Source organism: Desulfobacter curvatus DSM 3379, from assembly GCF_000373985.1.
GTDB lineage: Bacteria > Desulfobacterota > Desulfobacteria > Desulfobacterales > Desulfobacteraceae > Desulfobacter > Desulfobacter curvatus.
In genome coordinates this window covers 40,953-61,702 of sequence record NZ_KB892924.1, presented here as the reverse complement: position 1 = coordinate 61,702, position 20,750 = coordinate 40,953, and the positions used below count along the sequence as shown (strand labels likewise).

Sequence of the window (20,750 nt, the reverse complement as noted above, 5' to 3'; positions counted from 1 at the left end):
ATTCTGAATCCAAAAAAGACAGGCATCCACGAAAGGTTTTAGCAGGAAGGGTGGCGAATTTGTGTTGGAAAATTATTTTCTCAATCCCGGATTTGTTTATGTACCCCAAGAACCGTCTGTTGTTTCAGCTGTGGTCGGGTCTGCAGTATGTGTTTGTATATATGACCGGAAACGGGCGTGCGGTGGTATGTGCCATTTCCAATATCCGTTAATAACAGATAAAGGAAAAACCACGCCCTGCTATGGAAATGTTGCCATCTATTGTTTCCTGCGCATGTTGTTTTCCCAAGGGTCAAAAAAAAAGCATCTTGAAGCCCAGATTTTTGGGGGTGCATGGAACAGGGAACACGCCAACAGGGATATTGGACGAGAAAACATAAACCAGGCAAAGAAAGACCTCATGAAGTATTCCATTTTGTTGGCCAGTGAAGATGTCGGTGGAGAAAAAGGAAGAAAGCTGGTGTTTCACACCCGTTCAAACGAAATTGCGGTCCTCAAGGTCGATAATTTGCGTTCAGATGATTGGTACCCCTACGAAAAAACAAGATAGCAAGTAAAATCTGAGCCATATCCCCCCCCCCTGCACGCTTACCTGGCCCTGGGGGGGCCAGGTTTTTTCTTAAAAACTTTTTACCAGTTTTGCCTTTGGTAATTATTCGCTGGCCCGCTCAACGTATTCCCGGGTACGGGTATCAATTTTAATCAATTGATCTTCATTCACAAAAGGAGGCACCTGAACCTCAAAACCGGTTTCAACCGTGGCCGGCTTGGTATCGCCCGTGGCAGTATCGCCCTTGGCCCAGGGTTCGGTGGCCGTAACCCGCAGGACCACAAAATTGGGAAGTGTGACGCCAATGGGATTCTGGTTATGCAGGAGCACGGTGCAAACGGTATTCTCCTTGAGAAGGTCTACGTTCTCTCCGATCTGTTCCTTAGTCAGCATGATCTGATCGTACGTTGTGGAATTCATAAACCACCAGCCATCCCGGTCTGAATAGAGGTACTCCATATCCGTCTCTTCCAGGTCCGCCTTTTCAAATTTGTCACCGGAACGGTAGGTACGTTCAAACTGGGAACCTGTGATCATATTCTTAAGTTTGCATTTATACAGGGACTGCCCCTTGCCCGGCTTTTTAAACTCAAAACCGACAATCACATGGGGATCACCGTCAATATCCAGTTTAAGCCCTTTTCTCAAATCACTGGCTAAATACATCCAATCTCCTTAAAATTAAAAATATTAAAAGCGAACCCAATAAAGCATAATCCTTCATTCTTGGCAAGTTCAGACCAAAAACAACTTGCAATTTTTTCATGTTTATAGGAAAATTTGCCGATTTAAATCTTATCATTGCAGGAAATACCATGATCATTGTTATCGACTTCGGATCCCAGTTTAACCAGCTCATTGCCAGGCGTGTCAGGGAAAATAATGTATACTGCCAGGTGGAACCGGCAGACATCCCCCTTGATAAATTAAAGGAACTTTCCCCCACAGGTATCATTCTTTCCGGGGGGCCGTCATCCATTTATGAAGAGAACAGCCCGACCATCGACGCCGGCATTTTTGACCTGGGCGTACCAATTCTCGGCATCTGCTACGGCATGCACTATATGGTACATACCCTTGGGGGTACCATTGAACAAGCCGGTAAAAAGGAGTACGGCTTTGCCGAACTGCGGATTAATCCGGGCAATCCACTGTTCAAGGAGATGGATGACAGCTTCCAGTGCTGGATGAGCCATGGCGATTCTGCAAAAGCCCTGCCTAAAGGGTTTGAAATTACGGCGCAGACCGACAACACCCCCATTGCGGCCATTGCAAATTATTCAAGAAAGCTTTTCGGCCTGCAGTTCCACCCGGAAGTGGAGCACTCCATTAACGGGGCAACCATGATCCGCCATTTTCTTTTTGATGTGTGCGGATGCGATCAGAACTGGACCATGAAATCCTTTAGTGAAGGTGCCATTGCCCAAATCAAGGATGCGGTTGGAGACAAAAAAGTAATCATGGGCCTTTCCGGCGGGGTGGACTCTTCTGTGGCCGCCACCCTGATCCATAAAGCCGTGGGAAAAAATCTGCATTGCATTTTTGTGGACAACGGGCTTTTACGACTGAACGAGAAAGAGCAGCTTGAGGTCAGTCTGCTGGCCAATTTAGATATGAACATCAAGTTTGTTGATGCCCAGGAAAAGTTTTTAACCGCGCTGGCCGGGGTGACGGACCCTGAAAAGAAGAGAAAAATCATCGGTAAGCTTTTCATTGATGTTTTTGATGCCGAGGCCAAAAAGGTTGAGGATGCCCAATTCCTTGGCCAGGGCACGTTGTATCCGGATATCATTGAATCCAAATCTGCTTTTGGCGGCCCCACTTCGGTCATCAAATCCCACCACAATGTCGGGGGGTTGCCCGAAGAGATGAACTTAAAACTCATTGAACCGTTGCAGCTGCTGTTCAAGGATGAGGTCAGAAAACTTGGACTGGAATTGGGTATAAACGAGAATCTTATCTGGCGCCAACCCTTCCCGGGCCCCGGGCTTGCCATCCGCATCCTGGGGGACATTACCCAAGAGCGCTTGGATATTCTTCGTAAGGCCGATGACATTCTTATCCAGGAAATCAAACAGGCCGGCCTTTATCGGAAACTATGGCAATCCTTTGCCGTGCTCTTGCCGGTAAAAAGTGTTGGAGTTATGGGTGACAAGCGCACCTTTGCCAATTGTGTGGCCATCCGTGCGGTCACATCCAATGATGCCATGACTGCGGACTGGGCCAAACTGCCCCATGATCTTCTGGGAAAAATTTCCAACCGCATCATCAATGAAGTGGACAAGGTTAACCGCGTGGTCTTTGACATCACCTCAAAACCACCCGGCACCATTGAATGGGAATAACAACCAACAAACATGAAACTAAAGGCGCTCATTCTATCTTGCTTCTTGTCTATAGGTTCATGTAAGGTACCAATCAGCTATGAGTGAAAACAGACTTGGGGACTACCTGAACCCAGAGGAGGATCAAGCCTTTGAGGATGATGGACCAGGCATTGGAGGCACACTATTCCAGCAGGAAACCAACACCCTTAAAATAGAAAAATTATCCCAGCGGGTGACCATCATCTCAGTGATCATTCCCTGCATCATTATTGGCATTTTGACTTTTGTTTATTTGGATATCACCGAAAAGGTGGGGGATGCGGACCAGACCCAGGCAAACCAGATGGCACAGGTCGCACAGGACCTTGAAATAAAGCTCAATGCTCTGGATGTACGCATAGCCAAAGCCTCCCACGAGCTGGATGAAAAGCTGACAACCCTTGAAACCAAACGCCAAGCTCTTGAAAACCAGACAGCAAAAATGTCAGCAGCCAAGGTGGATGTCAAAACCATGGAAGCAGCTATAGGCAAGCTGAATAAGCGGATTAAGGCCAATGCCGACCAAGACAAGTCCACTCTGGCGACCACGGAACGTATTAACCAGCAACTTTTATCTGCCATTGATAAAAACAGTGCAGATTTCAAAGCGGTCTCCGCACAGATAAAAAAGGAATTTGGCCTGTTTAAGGAGGAATTTGACGCACGACTGCTTGAATTGTCTTCCTATGAACAAAAAATTGCACAATTGACGAAGACTACGAGCCTGCTGAGTCAAAAACTGGATACATTAAAAAAAGAGACGGCAGCATCCATAGACAGCAAAGTGGATAAAAATTTAAGCCTGCTCAGGCAGGATCTTGAGAAACGAATTGCTGACGTCGAAAAACGCGCAGACGCTGCAAATTCAACGGCTAAAAAGGCAGCGGTCACGGCGGCGGCTGCGAAGAAATCGACAACGCAAGTTCAATCACCAATTAAGCCACAAGCGTCTCCCCCCCCCACCCCAAAACCCAAAGCACCGAATCCGCCGGTTCATAAGGTGCCTGGCACCGGGGACATTTTAGAACAGGATCTTTCCCAGTAACGGCCATGGGCCGACCTGGTCTATCAGCACCCAGACTCAGCCCACAACGAAAGTAGAAAGATCTATGCTATTTACACAGACTTTTTTATAAACAGATGAGCCACAACCCACCTTCCAACGCCCGGATACGGGAAGAACACCTTCTGATTAATCATCGCCTGAGCTTATCCGCAGCATATATGGGTATCCAATATATAGGGCGACATGCAGCTGATTGTCCGTTCACTGTTACCCAGCACACCCTGGATGCGCTGTTTTCGGTATTTGAGACCGCCAGATTTAAAAAGGCCAAACAAGCCTTTTTCCTATATCATGAAGCTGCCTGCACCCTGGTAGATATGGGCAGGTCGATGGAAAACGATATTACCCGAACCATTGTGCCAAAACTTGTGTCGCTTCTGATGAAAAGTTCAGGAAACCAGCTTCGTGCCTTAAGCCAGGCTGTTGGTCGGCTGGCAGACAACCGCCCTACACAAAATATTCCTTTTGTTCCCAACAATATCATGCCTTTGGATATTGATTTTGCCTGCCTTGCCGAAAAGATTACAACCACAGGGGAGAGATTGTCGCCCGACAGGCAACAATGGACCTGGAAGGGCAGGAGTCTGATTGTCCGGGCAGCAGCAAAAATCCTGGCCGTAATCAAATTTGCCACAACAAAAGACAATATCAGGGAAATCCATCAGGAGGCAGTCTGGATGGACTGGTTTTCCAAGAATACTTTGGATTCTGACAACCATATTCCAAAACCGGTCTGTATCCAGGGCAGATATCTATTCAACATCACAAATGAACTGCCCCAAGGTGGTCCAGAAACACTTTACGGGTCTGTCTGCATCGTCTTTATCCCCTGCCCGGGGTATTATGAATACCCTAATTTGAAAGGTGCAGATTGGGAACAAATTAAATCATCGTTTTTCAAGTCAGCCCTTGCCTTGGGCAAATTGTCTTCCCAGGGTCTTTTTCATACGGCATTGATCCCCTTATTCCATAACCGGGTTCAGCAGGATAGAAGAAACGACAATGGCAGATATTTGTGGGAACATGCCGGGCGGCTGGATCAGTGGCTGGACTCCAGCCGGTTCCCCAATTTTGCTGCATCGGGTTTGCGGGATTTTGAGCATATGGCCTGTCAAGCAAAACCGTTGGACCTTGAACATTATACCGGGGAATACCTGCTCAGTTTTATCCTGGTGGCCGGTTCCTGCTTCAGAAACAAAGCCCCGCACAGAAGGGGAACAGACGACACGTGCCCCTACGTGGATACCCGGGATCTTTTTTGCCCGGATCTATTTGAAGTGCTTTTAACAGGGGTATGTGAACACTATTTCAAAGGCTTGACCAATTCCGAGACATTTAATCCCGCTCTATTGAATATCCCTGCACTCATTGAAAATCTCATTGAAAAAATGGGTCTTGATGAACATATGCAGGAAACGTTAAGAGTACAGGATCAGTTAGCGATGGACGATGAGCAGTTTCAAAATTTTCTGACGGACCGGGGGGTTACCTCTATACCGGTCAAAGGGGAAGAAGAGATTATACTTTTTACCGGCCCCCATCTTGGCGGATTCAATCAGTCCATCTCCATACCGGAACTCATTGACTTTCTGTTCAAATTTTCCGCATTTTGCGTGGCAGCCTGTTTTTTAAAAAAACATCATTGCACACGCAATTTATCCCCGGGATGAATGATATGCCTCTTTGACGGTTTGTTAAGTTTTTGCAATGTGTACAGGGAGATATCATATTTTCTTGCAATGGCTGAAAGGCTTTCCCCTGATTTGACCACATGGTACTTTGTAGAAGACAACTGCTTTTTAGCCAGGGTTTTGTAAAGGGAGGCAAATTTTTTCTGGAAATCCTTATGCTTTCCCTCGGGCACAAGAAGCGTGGTGGTACCTTTCTCCAAATCATAGCCCCGGAGTTGGGGGTTATAATCCTTAATGGTTTTGAATGGGAGTTCACAAGCCTTGGCGATTATGGATAAAGGCACAACACTTTCTGTTGAAAGCTTGATTTCAGAAAACGTAAATACCGGATAAAGATCCTGGGGTTCAAGAAGAAAGCCATACGCTTCCGGGTTGGACATGATCAATTTGACCGCAACCATTTTCAGGATATACCGCTGGGTTTCCAAAGGCAGATAAAGGGAAAAAAAATCCCGGGTATCCTGACGTTCCATGGACTTGCTCAAACCATACTCCCCCATATTATAAGCGGACATGGCCAGCAGGTATGAGCCAAACTGGGAATAAAGATCTTTAAGATAGCGACAGGCCGCCTGGGTCGCACGAAACATGTTCCGGCGCTCGTCAACATTTGAATCAATGCGCAACCCGTATCTTTGCCCTGTACTTTTTATAAACTGCCAGTATCCAACCGCACCTTTAGGGGATTCTCCATAGGACAAAAGCGCACTTTCCACAATGGGCAGATATTTTAAATCCAAGGGCAGTTTTTCCTGCTTTAAAACGCTTTCGATGTGGGGAAACCACCGGTGGGCCCGTTTGAGCCAAAGCATCACCTGGGGACGGTTCCATACAGCCAGCATCATCTCTTTTTCAAGCCGCTCCCTGACCTCGGGGTCTGTGAACGGTATTTTTTCCCCACAAAGACGGATATCGCCGGAAAAACGAACGACCTCCACCAGGGTGGGGATGTGGGTCCTCACAATGGGTGGTCCGGATGTGGCTAATTCGGATTTATGTAATTCAGACGTGGAAAATTCAGATGTGGGCAGTTCAGTTGTGGGCAGTTCAAACATTTCTTCAGCCGCAAGTGCTGAATATGCGACAAACATTATCAAAAAAACAGTGAAAACAAGAAATCGTTTCATAATATCCCCGCTATTGTGTGGGGGTTAACGCCTTGGTTCCCCAGAATTGTGAAACCGGTCAGAAAAATCAATGACAATCATTGCATGTCATACGTTAAAAATCAAGCCCGTGAAATTGTGTATTCGCATGGTTATCCTGTACCCCCAAAACAGTAAGGTCGATGTTTTTCCAATGGATGTGCCGGGTATTTTCAAATGCCAAGTAATATGCCATAATAATCAATCTTATTTTAATGGTCCCAAGGATGAATGTCCTTGGTAAATGAGTTAAAAACGGTTGATATCTTGATTTCTTTTATAAAAAATTTGGCCCGTGAAGCGGGGGGGATCTGCCTTGAAGGCCAAAAAGACCTGACTTCCCATGACCTTGAATTTAAATCAGCAAAAGATATTGTCACGGAAATAGACAAACAAGTTGAATCGTTTCTGGTTAAAGCGATCCTTGCCAGGTATCCGGACCATGGTGTACTCGGAGAAGAGTACGGAGCTGTCCAGGCAAAAAGTGCATTCAGGTGGATCATTGATCCCATAGACGGCACCACGTCGTTTGTTCACCGGCTGCCCTTTTACAGCATCAGCATTGCTCTTGAAAAAGAGGGGGAGTTGGTGCTTGGCGTGGTCTATGCCCCGGCGATCGACCAACTCTTTTATGCTGAAAAAGGCAAAGGTGCATTTGTGGGTGACACCCCGATCCATGTTTCCGAAACCAGGGAACTTGGCAACGCGGTCATGGCGACCGGTTTTGCGTGCCTCAGAGCCGGTCTTGAAGACAATAACCTGCCTATTTTTAACGAGATTGTACCCAAACTTCGGGATATCAGGCGGTTCGGATCTGCGGCGTTGGATCTTTGTTATACGGCCCTGGGTAGCCTGGACGGCTTCTGGGAAATAAATCTCAATATTTATGACATTGCTGCAGGGACCGTTATTTTAAGGGAAGCCGGGGGTGTGGTCACCGATTTTACAGGCGGCAGGCAATTCCCGGAAAAAGGCTTTGCGGCTTCAAACAAAGGGTTGCACAATGAATTGATCCATATCCTGGCAGGATTTTGTGCATCTGCATAACTTTACACGTTAATGGACTCATGAACTTTATTTTTACTCTTATATTTATTTTAAGCCTGACAGCCGGCGGTGCCTTTGGATACTATAAGCATTACGACTGGATTGGATATACCATTGTTTTTGCCGTCAGCGGATTTATAGGTTCCAGTATCATTGCGGTCCTCTTTTCATATCTGTATCTTTTTCAAAAAGACAGTGTTGAGCAAGGGCCCATGCTGCCGGAAAAAACAATCAATCACCAACAAGACGTCAAGAAAATAAAACGATGAATATCCAGTGGTTTCCCGGCCATATGTTGGAAACAAAAAATCAACTTAAAAGTTCTATTGCCAAGGTGGATGCCCTGCTTGAGGTGGTGGATGCAAGGCTGCCGTCGTCCAGTTCAAACCCCTTTTTAGACCGGATTGCCACGGGCAAAAACCGGTTGAAAGTACTGAACAAGGCGGATATTGCCGACCCGGAGGCGACACAGGCCTGGCTTGAATATTTTAACCGGGACATCAAACTGCCGGCGGCAGCCATCTGCGGGACCCGTCTGCAGGAAACCTCACATGCCCTACAAGCACTTGTGTCGCAAGTAGACAGAAATAAAGCAAGAAAAGCCAAAGTCATGGTGGTGGGAATTCCTAACACCGGAAAATCCACGATCCTGAACACCCTGGCCGGCCGGAAAGTGGCAAAGACCGGAAATGTACCGGCTGTGACCCGCCACCAGCAGCGCACCAGCCTTAAAGGCAACATTGATATTTACGATACCCCGGGTATCCTGTGGCCGGTGATTGAACCCAGACAGCGCGGACTGGCTTTGGCTGCATCCGGGGCGATCAGTGATACAGCCGTTGACTACCATGAAATCGCCTATTTTGCCGCACAGTTTTTACTGGAAAGATACCCGGCCTGCCTTGCTGAGCGTTACCCGTTTTTAAATCCGATGCCCGGGACTCCCCAGACACTTATCGAATCGGTGGGCAAAGCCCGGGGATGTCTAAAAAAAGGCGGATATGTCGATGTTCAAAAAGCATCACAACTTATTATCAGAGATCTTAGATCCGGCAGACTTGGCCGGATCAGTTTTGAAACACCAAAGGATATAAACTTAGACTATGACAAAGATCAATAAACTTTACCACAGACTTCGGGCAGTAATGGTTGTTGCCGTCTTTTTTTATTGCGCACCACTTTGCCATGCACAAATTGCCGAACTGACCTTTCAGGATGAGCAGTCCCAACAGTGTACCACCATTGTCAATGCCCTTGAACGGGACCACTTTACCGGCAAAAGACTGGATAAACATATGTCTGCTCTGGTGTTTGACCGGTATATCAAATCCCTGGATCCGGGCAGGCATCTTCTGACCCAGGCGGACCTTAGTGATTTTCAGCCGTTGAAAATGCTGATGTATAAATATCTGAAAACCGGTAATCTTGGACCGGCCTTTGAAATTTTCAACCTCTACCGGTCCCGCAGCGAACAGCGCCTTGAATATATTCTTGAACTTGCCAAATCCTGGCAAACCCGAATTGATTTTACCAAAAACGACACCCTTGTCATTGACTATGAACACAAACCCTTTATCCGCGACACCTCAGGCCTTAAACCCCTGTGGAAAAAAGAACTGAAAAACCATATTATTAATTTGAAAATAGACAAAACCTCGGATGATGAAATTTCAGAAACCCTGGAAAAAATCTATACCAACCGGCTATCCCACCTGTCCCAGACACAATCCCGGGACGTATTCCAGATTTTCATGAATGCCGTCACCATGTCTTTTGATCCCCATTCCCAATATTTTGCCCCCCGCCTGTCCGAGGATTTTGATATTCATATGAAGCTGAGCTTAGAAGGTATTGGGGCAGTGCTGCAAAATGAGTATGAATACACAAAGGTGGTCCGGCTTATTCCCAAAGGTCCGGCAGACAAATCCCAGAAACTGGCCCCCGGGGATAAGATCATTGGCGTGGGCCAGGGCCGGGATGGAGAGATCAAGGACACCATTGGCCAGCGCATTGACGATGTGGTCAAATTGATTCGGGGCCCCAAGGACACCTTTGTGCGGCTAAAGATTATCCCTGCCCGAAAATCCAGTGTAACCGACACCATCAGCATCAAACGTGACAAGGTAAAACTTGAGGAGCAGTCCGCCCAAAAAAAGGTGGTGGAGTTAACCTCAAACGACCGGACCTATAAGCTGGGTATCATTGACATCCCCAATTTCTATATAGATTTTGATGCCTACCACAGGGGAGACCCGGATTACAAAAGCACCACAAGAGATGTGACAAAACTGCTGGGGCAGCTGAAAAAAGAAAGCATTGACGGGTTGATTATTGATTTAAGGGACAATGGGGGGGGATCGCTTAAAGAAGCCAATGACCTGACCGGGCTGTTCCTTAAATATGGCCCCACGGTACAGGTCAAAACAAAATTCAGGGTATCGCGCCTGTATGATGAAGATCCGAAGATCCTCTACACAGGTCCCCTTATGGTGCTCATCAACAGGATGAGCGCATCGGCCAGTGAAATTTTTGCAGGAGCCATCCAAGATTATCACCGGGGCCTTATTGTGGGCACCCGGAGTTTTGGCAAGGGCACGGTTCAGGAACTCAAACCATTGGGAGACGGGCGATTGAAAATGACCTCTGCCAAATTTTACCGGGTCTCGGGTGAAAGCACCCAACACAAAGGCGTTGAACCCGACATCTGGTTTCCCCGGATTTACAGGACCAAAGATACCGGAGAAAGCGCCCTTGACGGCGCCCTGCTCTGGGACCATATTGATGCCACCCGTTATTCAGAATATATGTCTTTGCAGCCCATGATCAAACCGTTGGACGATGCCTATAAAAAAAGAGTGGAAAAATCCTTTGGCATTAAATATCTCAACCAGCGAATTCAATTGGCAGAATCATTGAGTGAACAAAAAAGCCTCTCCTTGAATCTTTCGGAACGCCTGAAAACGGACACCGCCTTTAACAAAAAAGAGCTGGCCCTGGAAAACAATTACCGGAAACAGAAAGGGGAAAAACCGCTGGCATCCCTGGAGGATATTGACCCGGAAAAAGAAGAGATCAAGGAGATCCTGACAGACCAGGCCAAATACATTGCTGCAGATTTTATTACGTTAAGCCATAAAATCGGATACAGCTGGCAGTAGCATTCGATTTTATCACCGTTCAGGGCCCAAGGCGATCCATAATGGATAAGACACAATCAATGATTCTTTTACCCAAACCAATATGAATGCATGGTTATGAACAAAAAACGCATACTGCGCATTGCTGTTTTTTTGGCGGTAACCGCGACCGTCTGCGCAGTAGCTCTATCCTTTGCCGTCACGCCATTGATCAACACAAAACAGGTCAAAGCGCGCCTGACCAGGATTCTTCAAGACAAAACCGGCATTGAAGTCCGGTTTGATCAGTTAGCGTTTTTTCTCGATCCCCTGCCAAGTCTTAGCATAACAGATATATCTGCGCAGATTGACCAAAGAAACCGGATTACAATCAACAGCGCGCGGGTGGAACTGGACCCGGCCCAGTTGCTCAAGTTGAATGCGGCTATAAAGCGTATCATCCTTCAATCCCCTGAACTGATCCAGAATAAGGATATTACCCAAAAAAACAAATCCATGTCGCCGGCGGATTTTGTCCTATCAGTGAAGAACAGATTTGACGGATTGCTTGATCTAAGCCCCACAGACACGGATCATCTGGATATAATTATAGCCAATGCCCGATCAAATTATTTTGACGCCATGGACTGCCGGGTTCGGATAACAGGCCGAACACGGGCTGCGCATATCAAAGCGCAGATATCAGGGTTTCGACTGAAAACGCGCTCTATTCCAACACTTGAATCCGTACTCAAAGGCCGAATAACAGAATTTGAGATTCCTCACCTGTCAGTGGACTGCCGTCATGATGAGAACACCTTCCTTGCAGGTAATCTAAAACTCACATCCCTTCAAGCCCATCTTCAAACACCCAAAAACCATGTCATTGATGCAGGTGAGTTTGACCTTAAATTCGCCTTGTCAGAAGAGAGGATAACCGCACACCTTGCACCGTTGGAACTTGTTTATCCCAAAGGGCGTGTTGGAATGGATTTATCACTATCCCCCGGACACGAAGCCTCAAGTATTAAATTTACCGGTGAACAGATTGACATCAGCCAGGCAAGACAGGTATGCCTGCCACTGCTTAACGGACTTGAAACATCCCAAATCCTGTTTGACATACTCAGGGCTGGAACCGCCCAAAAGATTACCGTAGGGTTTAAAAGCCAAAACATTAATCAACTATTCAACCCGGAAAACCTTTTTATAAACGGTCGTGCGGAATCTGCCACCGTTAAAATCCCCGAAGTCCCCGTCATTGTAGACAATGCCTCGGGTCGGGCAGAAATGAAGGACGGAATACTGAGTATTCACCCTAAAACAGGCCACGTGAAAAAAACCGTTATCACCGGGGGTGACCTTGATATCAATCTGGTTCATCAACATACCGTCCCATTTTCAGGCAAATTCCCCCTAAAGGTCGATTTAGCAGAACTTCCTGCAACCCTTATCTCCATATTGCCGGATACGACGCTTGCCCGGGAAATGTCAAACATATCCGGCCTGACCGGCCGGGCGGATGCGGTTCTTGAGCTCAACAGCATCCCAACCCACAGAGACTTGGATGTCAAGGTGACAGCAAAAAACATCCAGGCAAGCGGAAACTACCGGCGTATGCCGTTGCCTGTCCGGATTGACAACGGCACTTTTCTTTTGGACAAACACGAGGTAGTTTTGAAAAACATGTCAGGTGCCATAGGAAACAGCAGGATTTCGAACCTTAATGCTGGTATTGATACCAGGGGTTCAGTGCCCATGAATATAAAAAATATGGCCGCAAATATTATCCTGGAACAGGTGGTCCCCCTGGTTGATCTTTTACCCGGAACAAGGGAAAAACTTGGCCCGGTTAAAAATCTTTCCGGTATCATGGACATTAAAGATCTCAGGGTTGAAGGGCCCATGTTCTCGCCAGATCTGTGGCAGGTTTACATGACAGGCCAGGTGAATAAAGGGGGTGTCATATTTTCAGACAAGACCCAAGGGATATCCGATCTATTCTGCACATTCAACGCAACCCCTTCAACAATAAAGCTGTCTGAAATTACCTGTGCAGTTAAAGACGCCGCCTGGCTTGAAAAAAACATTTCACCGGAATATACCCAAAGTATTGTCCTGCCCCTGACATTGACCCGGGGACAGTTTGTGAAACAGGCGAACGCCTGTCTGTTTCAAGGGCAGTTACTCACGATCTCGGGGACAAAGGTATTCTTCATGGTAGACGGTCCAAACATTGACCAAATAACCCCGTCAGAAGTTCAAATAGAGGACGGGGAACGAACCCATGCGGACGTGGCCTTTTACAGAAAACCGGATATGCCCAAACTTAATTTTTTGGGGAAACTGGATAAAATAACCTTGGAAAGCATGCTTCGCCCGGATTCGTTTCTTCACCGGAAACTTCAGGAGGTGACCGGAAAAAATTCGTTAACTGTTTCAACGGATAAAACGGGCAATATCACCATCACTGCAGACACACTTAATATTGATCCCCTTTTGTCCCCCCAAAAAACATCTGCCGCACCGGTTCGCCCCCTTGTAAAACAGGGACAAATTTTTCTTAATGTCGATACATTGGACTATGACCAGCGTGTATACCAAAAGGTTCAGGCAAAGGTAACAATTAATCAGCCGGGCACGGATATAGATATCACCCATGCACGTCTTTGCGGTCTCGACTTCACAGGGCGGATAACCATTAACCACACCGGGGATAATCCGGAGGTTTTGACCCACTTTTTTTTTAATACGGATCAGGCAAAGGAGGTATCGCTTTCAATCGGATGCTTGACAGGCAGTCAAAGTGTTGTTGAAGGAAGCTATACACTAAAGGGAGAGATATCAGGCGCGGCACAGACCTTGGCCCAGGTAAAATCCAAACAGAACGGGCATCTTAATTTCAAGGCGCAGTCCGGCCGTATATATAAGGCCACACTACTTTCCAGGCTTTTATCAATACTCAATATCTTAGGAGACACCGACCTGCAGCAGCAGGGGTTCGGATTTAAGACATTTACGGCCGAGGCAGACGTAAAAGAGAGCGTGATGCATATAAAAAAATCCTTTATTGACGCAGACAATATGGCCATCATCGCCGAAGGATGGGTAGATCCGTTGAATGACGCCCTGGATATCACCTTTTTGGTGGCCCCGCTTAAAACTATTGATACCATCATTAAATATATTCCGGTTGTAAATACGATTCTCAACGGTCGTCTTATCTCTTTGCCGGCCAGGGCCTATGGAAAAATATCAAATCCCACAGTAGTTCTCCTTCACCCGTCAGCAGTGGGAAAAGGCCTGCTCACCCTGTTTGGGGATCTGGTCAAATCGCCTGGCCGTCTGATCGAAGGGATGAAAAATAATGAGGAATAATCCTGACATATTTTCACAGAAATTTAATCTACCCTATTCCGCTTTAACCATCGGCGGAAGGGTTAAAATGGACTGGCTGTTAAGTATATTCCAGGATGCAGCCTCAGCCCAGTGTCACGCCCAGGGCATTTCCGGGTTTGACATGGCCAAAAAGGAGCTTAAATGGGTGGTGGTCCAATACCGGATACAGCTTCACAAACCCATCGACTGGATGACGCCTCTGGTCGTTCAGACATGGCGGGCACCCTGGAAAAACCTTTACGAAATCCGACAGTTCAGACTGATGGGGGAACAGAAACACACTTTGGAAACACCCTGCCCTCTGGTAACCGCCTCAAGTATCTGGATATTAATAAAGGCAGCAAACAACAGGCCGGTGAGGCTGGCAGCGCATATGCCGGCGTCTTTGATGACGTGCCCTGCGCAAGACCCTGCAATACGAATAAAACCAAGTACGAATCTTACCCATGTTGACCATGAATGCAGCTATCCTATTCATTTCCATGACCTGGATCCCAACGAGCATGTGAATAATCCAGTGTATCTCAGATGGGCAGTGCAATCGGTACCGGATAGCTTAAACCTTGAATATACCCCCGTGACATGTGACGTAATCTATCAAAAGGAAGCCCTGCCCGGAGATACCGTGCAAAGCCGAACGTCTATTAATGTTAAAAACGACCTTCTGTTTACGGAACATCTTATTTTCAGGCCCAGGTCAAAAGAAAATCTGGCCTACCTGACGATCTCCTGGAAAAAAACAGGTCCCCAAAGCCTGTTCCATAAGACGACCAGGGGCTGACCGAATCTATCAACACCCAGGCTCAACCCATAACAACACACGAAAGTATTTTAACAACGCATTGGGACTGTTACATCAAAAATGACTGTTGAAAACGCATACCGGCAGGCCTTGGGGTATCTGTCAAAAAGCCCTAAAACCATCCACCAAATGAAAGAATATCTCGCTGATAAAGGATATAGCGCCAACATAATCGAACAGGTTATTGTGCAGTTGTCAAATTTTAATTACCTGGATGACAGGGCCTTTGCACGCCAGTTCATTGAAAGTAGAATCCGTTACAAACCCAAATCCGTATTTGCCCTTGGCTTTGAACTACGCCAAAAAGGCATTGCCCCGGCACTTGCCGAAGAACTGTTGGCGGCATACAAAGACGAGGATCTGGCATTAAAGGCCGTTGAAACGAAAAAGCAGGCCTGGAACCGACTGGATGAATCTGAATGCAGAAAGAAAATGATGAACTATTTGCGTTACAGAGGGTTTGATTACAGCGTATGCCGGACTGTATGGCATATATTTCAAACAAAAATTCAGAGGAATACACCCCCATGACTAACTATTTTTTTTCCCAATTTAACACTTTATTTACATAAGTATTGCCAAATAAATTTCACAATAGCGAAAAAAATTTATAATTATCCATGAAAAACAAGTCGGGCATTTTCTGAATTATTCGCGATTATCGCCGCTTAGGACTCAGTACATAGGTCGGCCTCGCAAACATTAATCACGGCATAAATATTGCTTAATTTTTATAGGGACAGAATGGGTAAAAGGAAATTTTTAATACAAATAGTTAAGGGTTTACGTATGGTTGGAAGAAAAAGAACCATCGAACGTCGAAAAAACAAACGATATAAAGCGGTGGAAGGCGCCTATGCAGCCATCAGCCCCAATTCGAACAAAATTGGTCAAATCATCGACATCAGTATGGGCGGACTATGTTTTAAATACATAAACACCGAAAACAAATCAGAAGAGCCTGCAAATAGGAACCAGGAGTCCATTTTTTTAAGCAGCATGGGATATTATGTCGGCGATCTTCCCTTCCAGACTGTTGCCGACTATGAAATAACGGATACGCCGTCATTCAGTTCAATGGAAGTCAGAAAGCGCCATGTCAAATTTACCGATCTTACATTTAAACAGCTGTTTGACCTGGACTATTATCTGAAAAACAATGTATCGGAACCGGTAAAACCGCTTCAAAGTCAAAACAAATCCTGAATCGTTATTTATACCGGCTCAAAACAACAAACTGATATCTCTTCTCTATTTCTGAATATCAGTTAATAATATCCGTATTTATCCAAATTTCAGCATTTTCTTTCCGGGCCGACAGCCACTGAGAATAGTAATTTTGTTTTTTTTGGGTTTCAAGTTGCAATTTGACTTTGTCAAAATTATCTGCAATGGCAGCGGCATCAGGTGCTTGCTTTTCTTTGAGGCAAATAATGTAGAATTTTCCCGAAACCTCAAGAACTTGTTCATAGACAGAATTTTTTTCATCAAGGGTAAAAGCGGCTTGTGCAACGGCCTCAGATCCGGTAATACCGGGGACAGCTTCGTTGCGGGTAAACATCTCACTGGATTGAACCGTCAGGTGGTTGTCCCGGGCAAGTTTTTCAAGACTTTCCCTACCATTACCTGCGTTCTCAATCATTGACCCAGCCACTTTCCTAGCAGCCTGTTTTCGCAAACCGGTCGTTAATGTAACGGAAATTTCATTTTTTACATCTTCATAGGCAAGCAGTTTTGGAGCTATTCTTTCAAGCACCCGCATCAGGTAATAATTATTTCCAATTTTCTTAACTTCGCTGATTTCATTATCAGCCAAGGAAAAGGCCGTGGTAGCGAACTCTCCGGGATCTGAAATGCCCATCCCCTTAAGTTCTGTTCCCACAGCAGTAAAAGCAGGTGTATTGACAGGCTGTTTGGCTGCAACCAAGGCAACCTGTTCAAAGGAATCACCGTCAAGCACGGCATCATAGGCGTCCTCAGCCTTATTATATGCCAAATCCTGAAGCCGGCTTAAAGCCAGCTCCTTTTGAATCTGTGTCTTGGCGGTCTCAAAAGGCACAACGGTCTCAGGTGTTTTATCCGTCACCTTAATAATATGCCACCCAAAACGGGTTCTTACAGGCTGTGAAATATCGCCTGCGTTCATGGCAAATGCAGCATCAGCAAAGGGTTTTACCATACTGGTTCTGTCGAACCGGCCAAGGTATCCACCGTCGGCTGCAGACGGTCCCTGGGAATAGGCTTTGGCTAGTTCTGAAAAATCCACTGACTTAACTGCTTTTTCATAAACGCTTAACGCCTCTTCTTTAGCCTTGGCCACAGCCTGATCATCCGCGTTTTCATTCACCCTGATCAGGATATGACTGGCTTCAACCTGTTCCGGCGTGGTAAACCGTGCCGGATTTTGATCATAAAAATCCCGAATCGAGGTCTCATCAATTTTAACCTGATCCTTAAAATCCTCCGGCGCAAAGACAAGGAATGCCACCTTACGTTTAGGCTCGGACATGTACAGATCATGATGATCATCATACTGGGCACGAATCTGCTCTTCGTCGGCAGAGATATCAGAAAATGTGCCCGGATCAATCAGAACGTAGTTAACAGCGGCCTTTGTGTTGTTAAATGAATACCAGGCCCGGGCTTCCTGATCGCCTACGGTTATGCCATTGAGGACCATACGCTGGAGCTTTGTATTCCTGATAGTGTTGCGCTGCATCGCTTCAAAAGTTTCCGGGGTCATGGAGTTCTGTCCAAGCACCCGCTTGTACAAATCCATATTAAAGAAACCGTCTTTCTGGAATGCCTTAACCGAGATCAGATTCTGCTTAAGCTCCTCGTCGGATACAACAATTTTTAACTTTTGGGCCTCGATTTCCAAAATTTTTTGATCAATCAGACTGTCCACGGCATACTGCTTAACATTCATCGACTTTATCAAATCGTCATTTAAAGCGTTCCCGAACTGCTGCTGAAGACGTTGAATCATGTGCTGATAGGCATCCTTGTATTCCGCAAACGTAATGGTCTGGTCATTCACCGTGGCCACCTGATTGCGCTTGCCGGCGTTCATACTGCCAACACCTAAAAATACAAACACAATAATAATGATGGCCAAAAAAATCTTTATGATCCAATTTCCCGTATTTTCCCGAAGATAACGCAGCATCCCTGTATGACTCCTTAACCGGTTCAGATAATTTAAAAGCTCAAAATAATATCGTTTTACACCAACTTGTGTCAATGAATATTCTAAACCTGCAATTTTAATCTATCAAAAACCCATTTTTTTTATTGACACCACTTGCTGTTTCTATTATACATCTACCACTCTTTTATGGGGCTGTAGCTCAGCTGGGAGAGCGCATGGCTGGCAGCCATGAGGTCAGGGGTTCGAGCCCCCTCAGCTCCACCAAGAAAAATTCAAGCCACTGTTCTTGCAGTGGCTTTTTTTTATTGATTGGTGGATTATCCAGTTTATAGTTTCCCCGATTTCTACTGTTTCATTACAGCGCCCCAAACAAATTGAACTGAATCATCAAAAATAAGCCGTACAGCAAAAACGGGCTGCCCTAAATAAGGCAGCCCGTTTTAAAAAAGGAGGGAGATTTCTCGCTGGTTATGATTTATGAACAACGAATTTCACTGCATTCGCCGCAATAGCAAGTTATCCAGCGTTAAATATTAAATTAGCACCTGAACATGACCTGAACATGACACCAGCATTATCAAATGGTAATCCTCCAGATTAAAACCCCATAGAAGCGTCACCATCAGTCCGGTTTAAGGCCAAGTGCTTTCAGGTCGCTGTCGATCTCACGAGGGTTGAACACCTTTCCGGGCCGCCACTTCCCGTCGTTCTCAAGTGTGGGGACCACCCAGTCATCACCGCCGTTAACTTCAATAACCTGGCGTACCACGTCATCGGGCGCCGATTCAATGTCAATATACTTAAAATAAATATCTTTCTGTTCCAAATAAGAAACAGTCTGTGTGCAATGGGGGCACCATGCTGCCCCGTAAACGGTTAACATGATCTTCTCCTCTCAATAGCTGAAACGGTGCACGACGATTGATTCATAGCGTGCACCGTATTCAAAATAATATTGATTGCTGTTAAGTCTCTTTATTTTTCAAACCGGACCACGAATTTCTGGGCGTTACCCCGCATAAAGACCATATAAACGGTCTGTCCTTTCTGTATCGTATGCAGTGTTCCGGTATAGTCACTCACGCCGTTAATTTTTTTATGGTTTATTTCCACCAGTAAATCACCTGTTCTCACGCCGGACACTGCTGCCTGGGAATCCGGATCAATCCGGGTCACCACAAGTCCCTTAATGGATGGGGGGTAGCCGAGCTGCTCGGCTAAATCCTTATCCAAAGACTTAAACATAAAACCCAAGTCATCAAAGCTATTGAACTCTTCTCCGAACTGGGAATTTTCCATGTTATCCGGGCGCTCACCAAGCGTAACCGTAAACGTCTTATTTTTTCCCTGGCGAATTACATCAACATCGACCTTGGAGCCCACCCTTAAATTGGCAATGGTCATGGTCAAATCCCTGGATGAGCTGATTTTTACCCCTTCAACACTGATGATCACATCCCCCTGGCGGATACCGGCCTCATAGGCAGGATTATCCTCATAAGCTTTTGCAACGTAAACACCCTCATCCGGGTCCAGATTATAGTATTCACTCATCTCCTTGCTTACATCCTGGATGGACACGCCTAACCATCCCCTGGATACACGCTTGGAATCCTTAAGCTGATCAATAATACTGGTGGCAAGATCCGAAGGGATGGCAAAACCGATCCCCTGACCGGATTTAATAATGGCGGTGTTAATGCCGACCACTTCACCGTCCATATTCAATAACGGCCCGCCGGAATTGCCCGGGTTAATGGATGCATCAGTCTGGATAAAATCATCATAGGGGCCAGAGCCGATGCTCCTGCCTTTGGCGGAAATAATACCGGCGGTCACCGTCTGCTCAAGACCAAAGGGAGAACCGATGGCCACTACCCAGGAACCGACCTGGGCATCCTTGGAAGATCCGAATTCCAACGGTTGAAGATTCTTGGCATCAATCTTTATCAAGGCAAGGTCTGTTACAGGGTCTACGCCGATGATCCGGGCATCATATTCCTGGTCATCATGAAGGATAACCTTGATCTTGTCGGCATCTTTAATCACATGGTTATTGGTTACAATATATCCTGCCTTATCAATGATAAAGCCTGACCCAAGGCTGCGTTCCGTACGATTTCTCGGCATCCGGCTAAAGGGGCTTAAAAAGTCCTCCATCCCAGGCTGGTTACCGAAAGGGGACCCGAAAAAATGCCGAAAAACCCGGCCGCCACCTTTGATTGTCTTTACGGTCTGAATATTGACCACGCCGGACTTGGCTTGTTGCGCCAATTGTGAAAAATTTGCCGGAACCATCCGAGTCCGTGCACCGGACAGTGCCGGAAAGGCCAAAAGGCCAAAAAGCATCAAAAACGCAGTAAGCATTCTGATTTGTTTACCCACAGATTTCATTTTATAGCTCCTTTAAAAATATA

Annotated in this window: 17 protein-coding genes and 1 tRNA gene; 13 read left to right on the top strand and 5 right to left on the bottom strand. The window is 46.1% G+C overall.

Features of this window, described 5'->3' with window-relative positions:
• Positions 1-61: 61 nt before the first annotated feature.
• Entirely contained in the window at positions 62-550 is a 489-nt protein-coding gene (locus B147_RS0103690) for a chemotaxis protein CheD (RefSeq protein ID WP_020585898.1), read from the top strand.
• Positions 551-652: 102 nt separating this feature from the next.
• Here B147_RS0103690 and efp read toward each other — a convergent pair whose 3' ends face one another.
• Positions 653-1,216, bottom strand: coding sequence for an elongation factor P (gene efp, locus B147_RS0103685; RefSeq protein WP_020585897.1), 564 nt, complete (start codon positions 1,214-1,216; stop codon positions 653-655).
• A gap of 149 nt (positions 1,217-1,365) precedes the next feature.
• Here efp and guaA point away from each other — a divergent pair, with 149 nt between their 5' ends.
• The 3 genes from guaA to B147_RS0103670 all read left to right on the top strand — a co-directional run bounded on the left by guaA (position 1,366) and on the right by B147_RS0103670 (position 5,652).
• Entirely contained in the window at positions 1,366-2,895 is a 1,530-nt protein-coding gene (gene guaA, locus B147_RS0103680; RefSeq protein WP_026259503.1) for a glutamine-hydrolyzing GMP synthase, read from the top strand.
• A gap of 79 nt (positions 2,896-2,974) precedes the next feature.
• Positions 2,975-3,961 (top strand): coiled-coil domain-containing protein, encoded by a 987-nt coding sequence (locus B147_RS0103675; RefSeq protein ID WP_020585895.1) that lies wholly within the window; start codon positions 2,975-2,977, stop codon positions 3,959-3,961.
• Between the two features lie 95 nt (positions 3,962-4,056).
• Positions 4,057-5,652 (top strand): SidJ-related pseudokinase, encoded by a 1,596-nt coding sequence (locus B147_RS0103670; protein WP_020585894.1) that lies wholly within the window; start codon positions 4,057-4,059, stop codon positions 5,650-5,652.
• Here B147_RS0103670 and B147_RS0103665 read toward each other — a convergent pair.
• Positions 5,622-6,800, bottom strand: coding sequence for a lytic transglycosylase domain-containing protein (locus B147_RS0103665; RefSeq protein WP_020585893.1), 1,179 nt, complete (start codon positions 6,798-6,800; stop codon positions 5,622-5,624). The two genes, B147_RS0103670 and B147_RS0103665, sit on opposite strands and share 31 nt — an antisense overlap.
• A gap of 249 nt (positions 6,801-7,049) precedes the next feature.
• Here B147_RS0103665 and B147_RS0103655 point away from each other — a divergent pair, with 249 nt between their 5' ends.
• From B147_RS0103655 to B147_RS0103620, 8 genes are all read left to right on the top strand, one after another.
• On the top strand, positions 7,050-7,865 hold the full coding sequence (locus B147_RS0103655) for an inositol monophosphatase family protein (RefSeq protein WP_020585891.1): 816 nt from the start codon (positions 7,050-7,052) through the stop codon (positions 7,863-7,865).
• A 20-nt stretch (positions 7,866-7,885) separates the two neighbouring features.
• Complete coding sequence (locus B147_RS0103650; protein ID WP_020585890.1) at positions 7,886-8,134, top strand: hypothetical protein; 249 nt, start codon at positions 7,886-7,888, stop codon at positions 8,132-8,134.
• The gene (gene ylqF, locus B147_RS27300; protein WP_020585889.1) at positions 8,131-8,985 is read left to right on the top strand and encodes a ribosome biogenesis GTPase YlqF; all 855 of its coding nucleotides are present in this window, start codon (positions 8,131-8,133) and stop codon (positions 8,983-8,985) included. The genes B147_RS0103650 and ylqF overlap by 4 nt, the downstream gene beginning before the upstream one ends.
• Positions 8,969-11,023: a carboxy terminal-processing peptidase gene (locus B147_RS0103640; RefSeq protein WP_020585888.1), complete on the top strand. Its 2,055-nt coding sequence runs from the start codon at positions 8,969-8,971 to the stop codon at positions 11,021-11,023. Before ylqF ends, B147_RS0103640 begins: the two co-directional genes overlap by 17 nt.
• A gap of 96 nt (positions 11,024-11,119) precedes the next feature.
• Positions 11,120-14,359, top strand: a complete 3,240-nt coding sequence (locus B147_RS0103635; protein WP_020585887.1) for an AsmA family protein — start codon at positions 11,120-11,122, stop codon at positions 14,357-14,359.
• Complete coding sequence (locus tag B147_RS0103630; protein ID WP_020585886.1) at positions 14,349-15,161, top strand: acyl-[acyl-carrier-protein] thioesterase; 813 nt, start codon at positions 14,349-14,351, stop codon at positions 15,159-15,161. Before B147_RS0103635 ends, B147_RS0103630 begins: the two co-directional genes overlap by 11 nt.
• Before the next feature lie 81 nt (positions 15,162-15,242).
• Entirely contained in the window at positions 15,243-15,713 is a 471-nt protein-coding gene (locus B147_RS0103625) for a regulatory protein RecX (RefSeq protein WP_020585885.1), read from the top strand.
• Between the two features lie 258 nt (positions 15,714-15,971).
• Positions 15,972-16,388 carry a PilZ domain-containing protein gene (locus B147_RS0103620; RefSeq protein ID WP_020585884.1) on the top strand — a complete coding sequence of 139 codons (417 nt, stop codon included), beginning with the start codon at positions 15,972-15,974 and terminating at the stop codon, positions 16,386-16,388.
• A gap of 58 nt (positions 16,389-16,446) precedes the next feature.
• On the opposite strand, the gene B147_RS0103615 is transcribed toward B147_RS0103620, so the two are convergent.
• Positions 16,447-18,351, bottom strand: coding sequence for a peptidylprolyl isomerase (locus tag B147_RS0103615; protein ID WP_020585883.1), 1,905 nt, complete (start codon positions 18,349-18,351; stop codon positions 16,447-16,449).
• A gap of 170 nt (positions 18,352-18,521) precedes the next feature.
• Between B147_RS0103615 and B147_RS0103610 the strand changes: the two genes are divergently transcribed.
• Positions 18,522-18,597, top strand: a tRNA-Ala gene (locus tag B147_RS0103610).
• A gap of 358 nt (positions 18,598-18,955) precedes the next feature.
• On the opposite strand, the gene B147_RS0103605 is transcribed toward B147_RS0103610, so the two are convergent.
• Both B147_RS0103605 and B147_RS0103600 read right to left on the bottom strand, forming a co-directional pair.
• On the bottom strand, positions 18,956-19,216 hold the full coding sequence (locus B147_RS0103605; protein WP_020585882.1) for a glutaredoxin family protein: 261 nt from the start codon (positions 19,214-19,216) through the stop codon (positions 18,956-18,958).
• Positions 19,217-19,308: 92 nt separating this feature from the next.
• Complete coding sequence (locus tag B147_RS0103600; protein WP_020585881.1) at positions 19,309-20,727, bottom strand: Do family serine endopeptidase; 1,419 nt, start codon at positions 20,725-20,727, stop codon at positions 19,309-19,311.
• Positions 20,728-20,750: the final 23 nt, after the last annotated feature.

What these genes read in the sequence shown, in the direction of transcription:
- B147_RS0103640 (WP_020585888.1), top strand. Translation starts at nt 8,969, where the DNA reads ATGACAAAGATCAATAAACTTTACCACAGACTTCGGGCAGTAATGGTT.
- B147_RS0103625 (WP_020585885.1), top strand. Translation starts at nt 15,243, where the DNA reads ATGACTGTTGAAAACGCATACCGGCAGGCCTTGGGGTATCTGTCAAAA.
- efp (WP_020585897.1), bottom strand. Translation starts at nt 1,216, where the DNA reads ATGTATTTAGCCAGTGATTTGAGAAAAGGGCTTAAACTGGATATTGAC.
- B147_RS0103620 (WP_020585884.1), top strand. Translation starts at nt 15,972, where the DNA reads ATGGTTGGAAGAAAAAGAACCATCGAACGTCGAAAAAACAAACGATAT.
- B147_RS0103655 (WP_020585891.1), top strand. Translation starts at nt 7,050, where the DNA reads ATGTCCTTGGTAAATGAGTTAAAAACGGTTGATATCTTGATTTCTTTT.
- B147_RS0103670 (WP_020585894.1), top strand. Translation starts at nt 4,057, where the DNA reads ATGAGCCACAACCCACCTTCCAACGCCCGGATACGGGAAGAACACCTT.
- B147_RS0103630 (WP_020585886.1), top strand. Translation starts at nt 14,349, where the DNA reads ATGAGGAATAATCCTGACATATTTTCACAGAAATTTAATCTACCCTAT.
- guaA (WP_026259503.1), top strand. Translation starts at nt 1,366, where the DNA reads ATGATCATTGTTATCGACTTCGGATCCCAGTTTAACCAGCTCATTGCC.
- B147_RS0103665 (WP_020585893.1), bottom strand. Translation starts at nt 6,800, where the DNA reads ATGAAACGATTTCTTGTTTTCACTGTTTTTTTGATAATGTTTGTCGCA.
- B147_RS0103650 (WP_020585890.1), top strand. Translation starts at nt 7,886, where the DNA reads ATGAACTTTATTTTTACTCTTATATTTATTTTAAGCCTGACAGCCGGC.
- B147_RS0103605 (WP_020585882.1), bottom strand. Translation starts at nt 19,216, where the DNA reads ATGTTAACCGTTTACGGGGCAGCATGGTGCCCCCATTGCACACAGACT.
- B147_RS0103635 (WP_020585887.1), top strand. Translation starts at nt 11,120, where the DNA reads ATGAACAAAAAACGCATACTGCGCATTGCTGTTTTTTTGGCGGTAACC.
- B147_RS0103600 (WP_020585881.1), bottom strand. Translation starts at nt 20,727, where the DNA reads ATGAAATCTGTGGGTAAACAAATCAGAATGCTTACTGCGTTTTTGATG.
- B147_RS0103615 (WP_020585883.1), bottom strand. Translation starts at nt 18,351, where the DNA reads ATGCTGCGTTATCTTCGGGAAAATACGGGAAATTGGATCATAAAGATT.
- ylqF (WP_020585889.1), top strand. Translation starts at nt 8,131, where the DNA reads ATGAATATCCAGTGGTTTCCCGGCCATATGTTGGAAACAAAAAATCAA.
- B147_RS0103675 (WP_020585895.1), top strand. Translation starts at nt 2,975, where the DNA reads ATGAGTGAAAACAGACTTGGGGACTACCTGAACCCAGAGGAGGATCAA.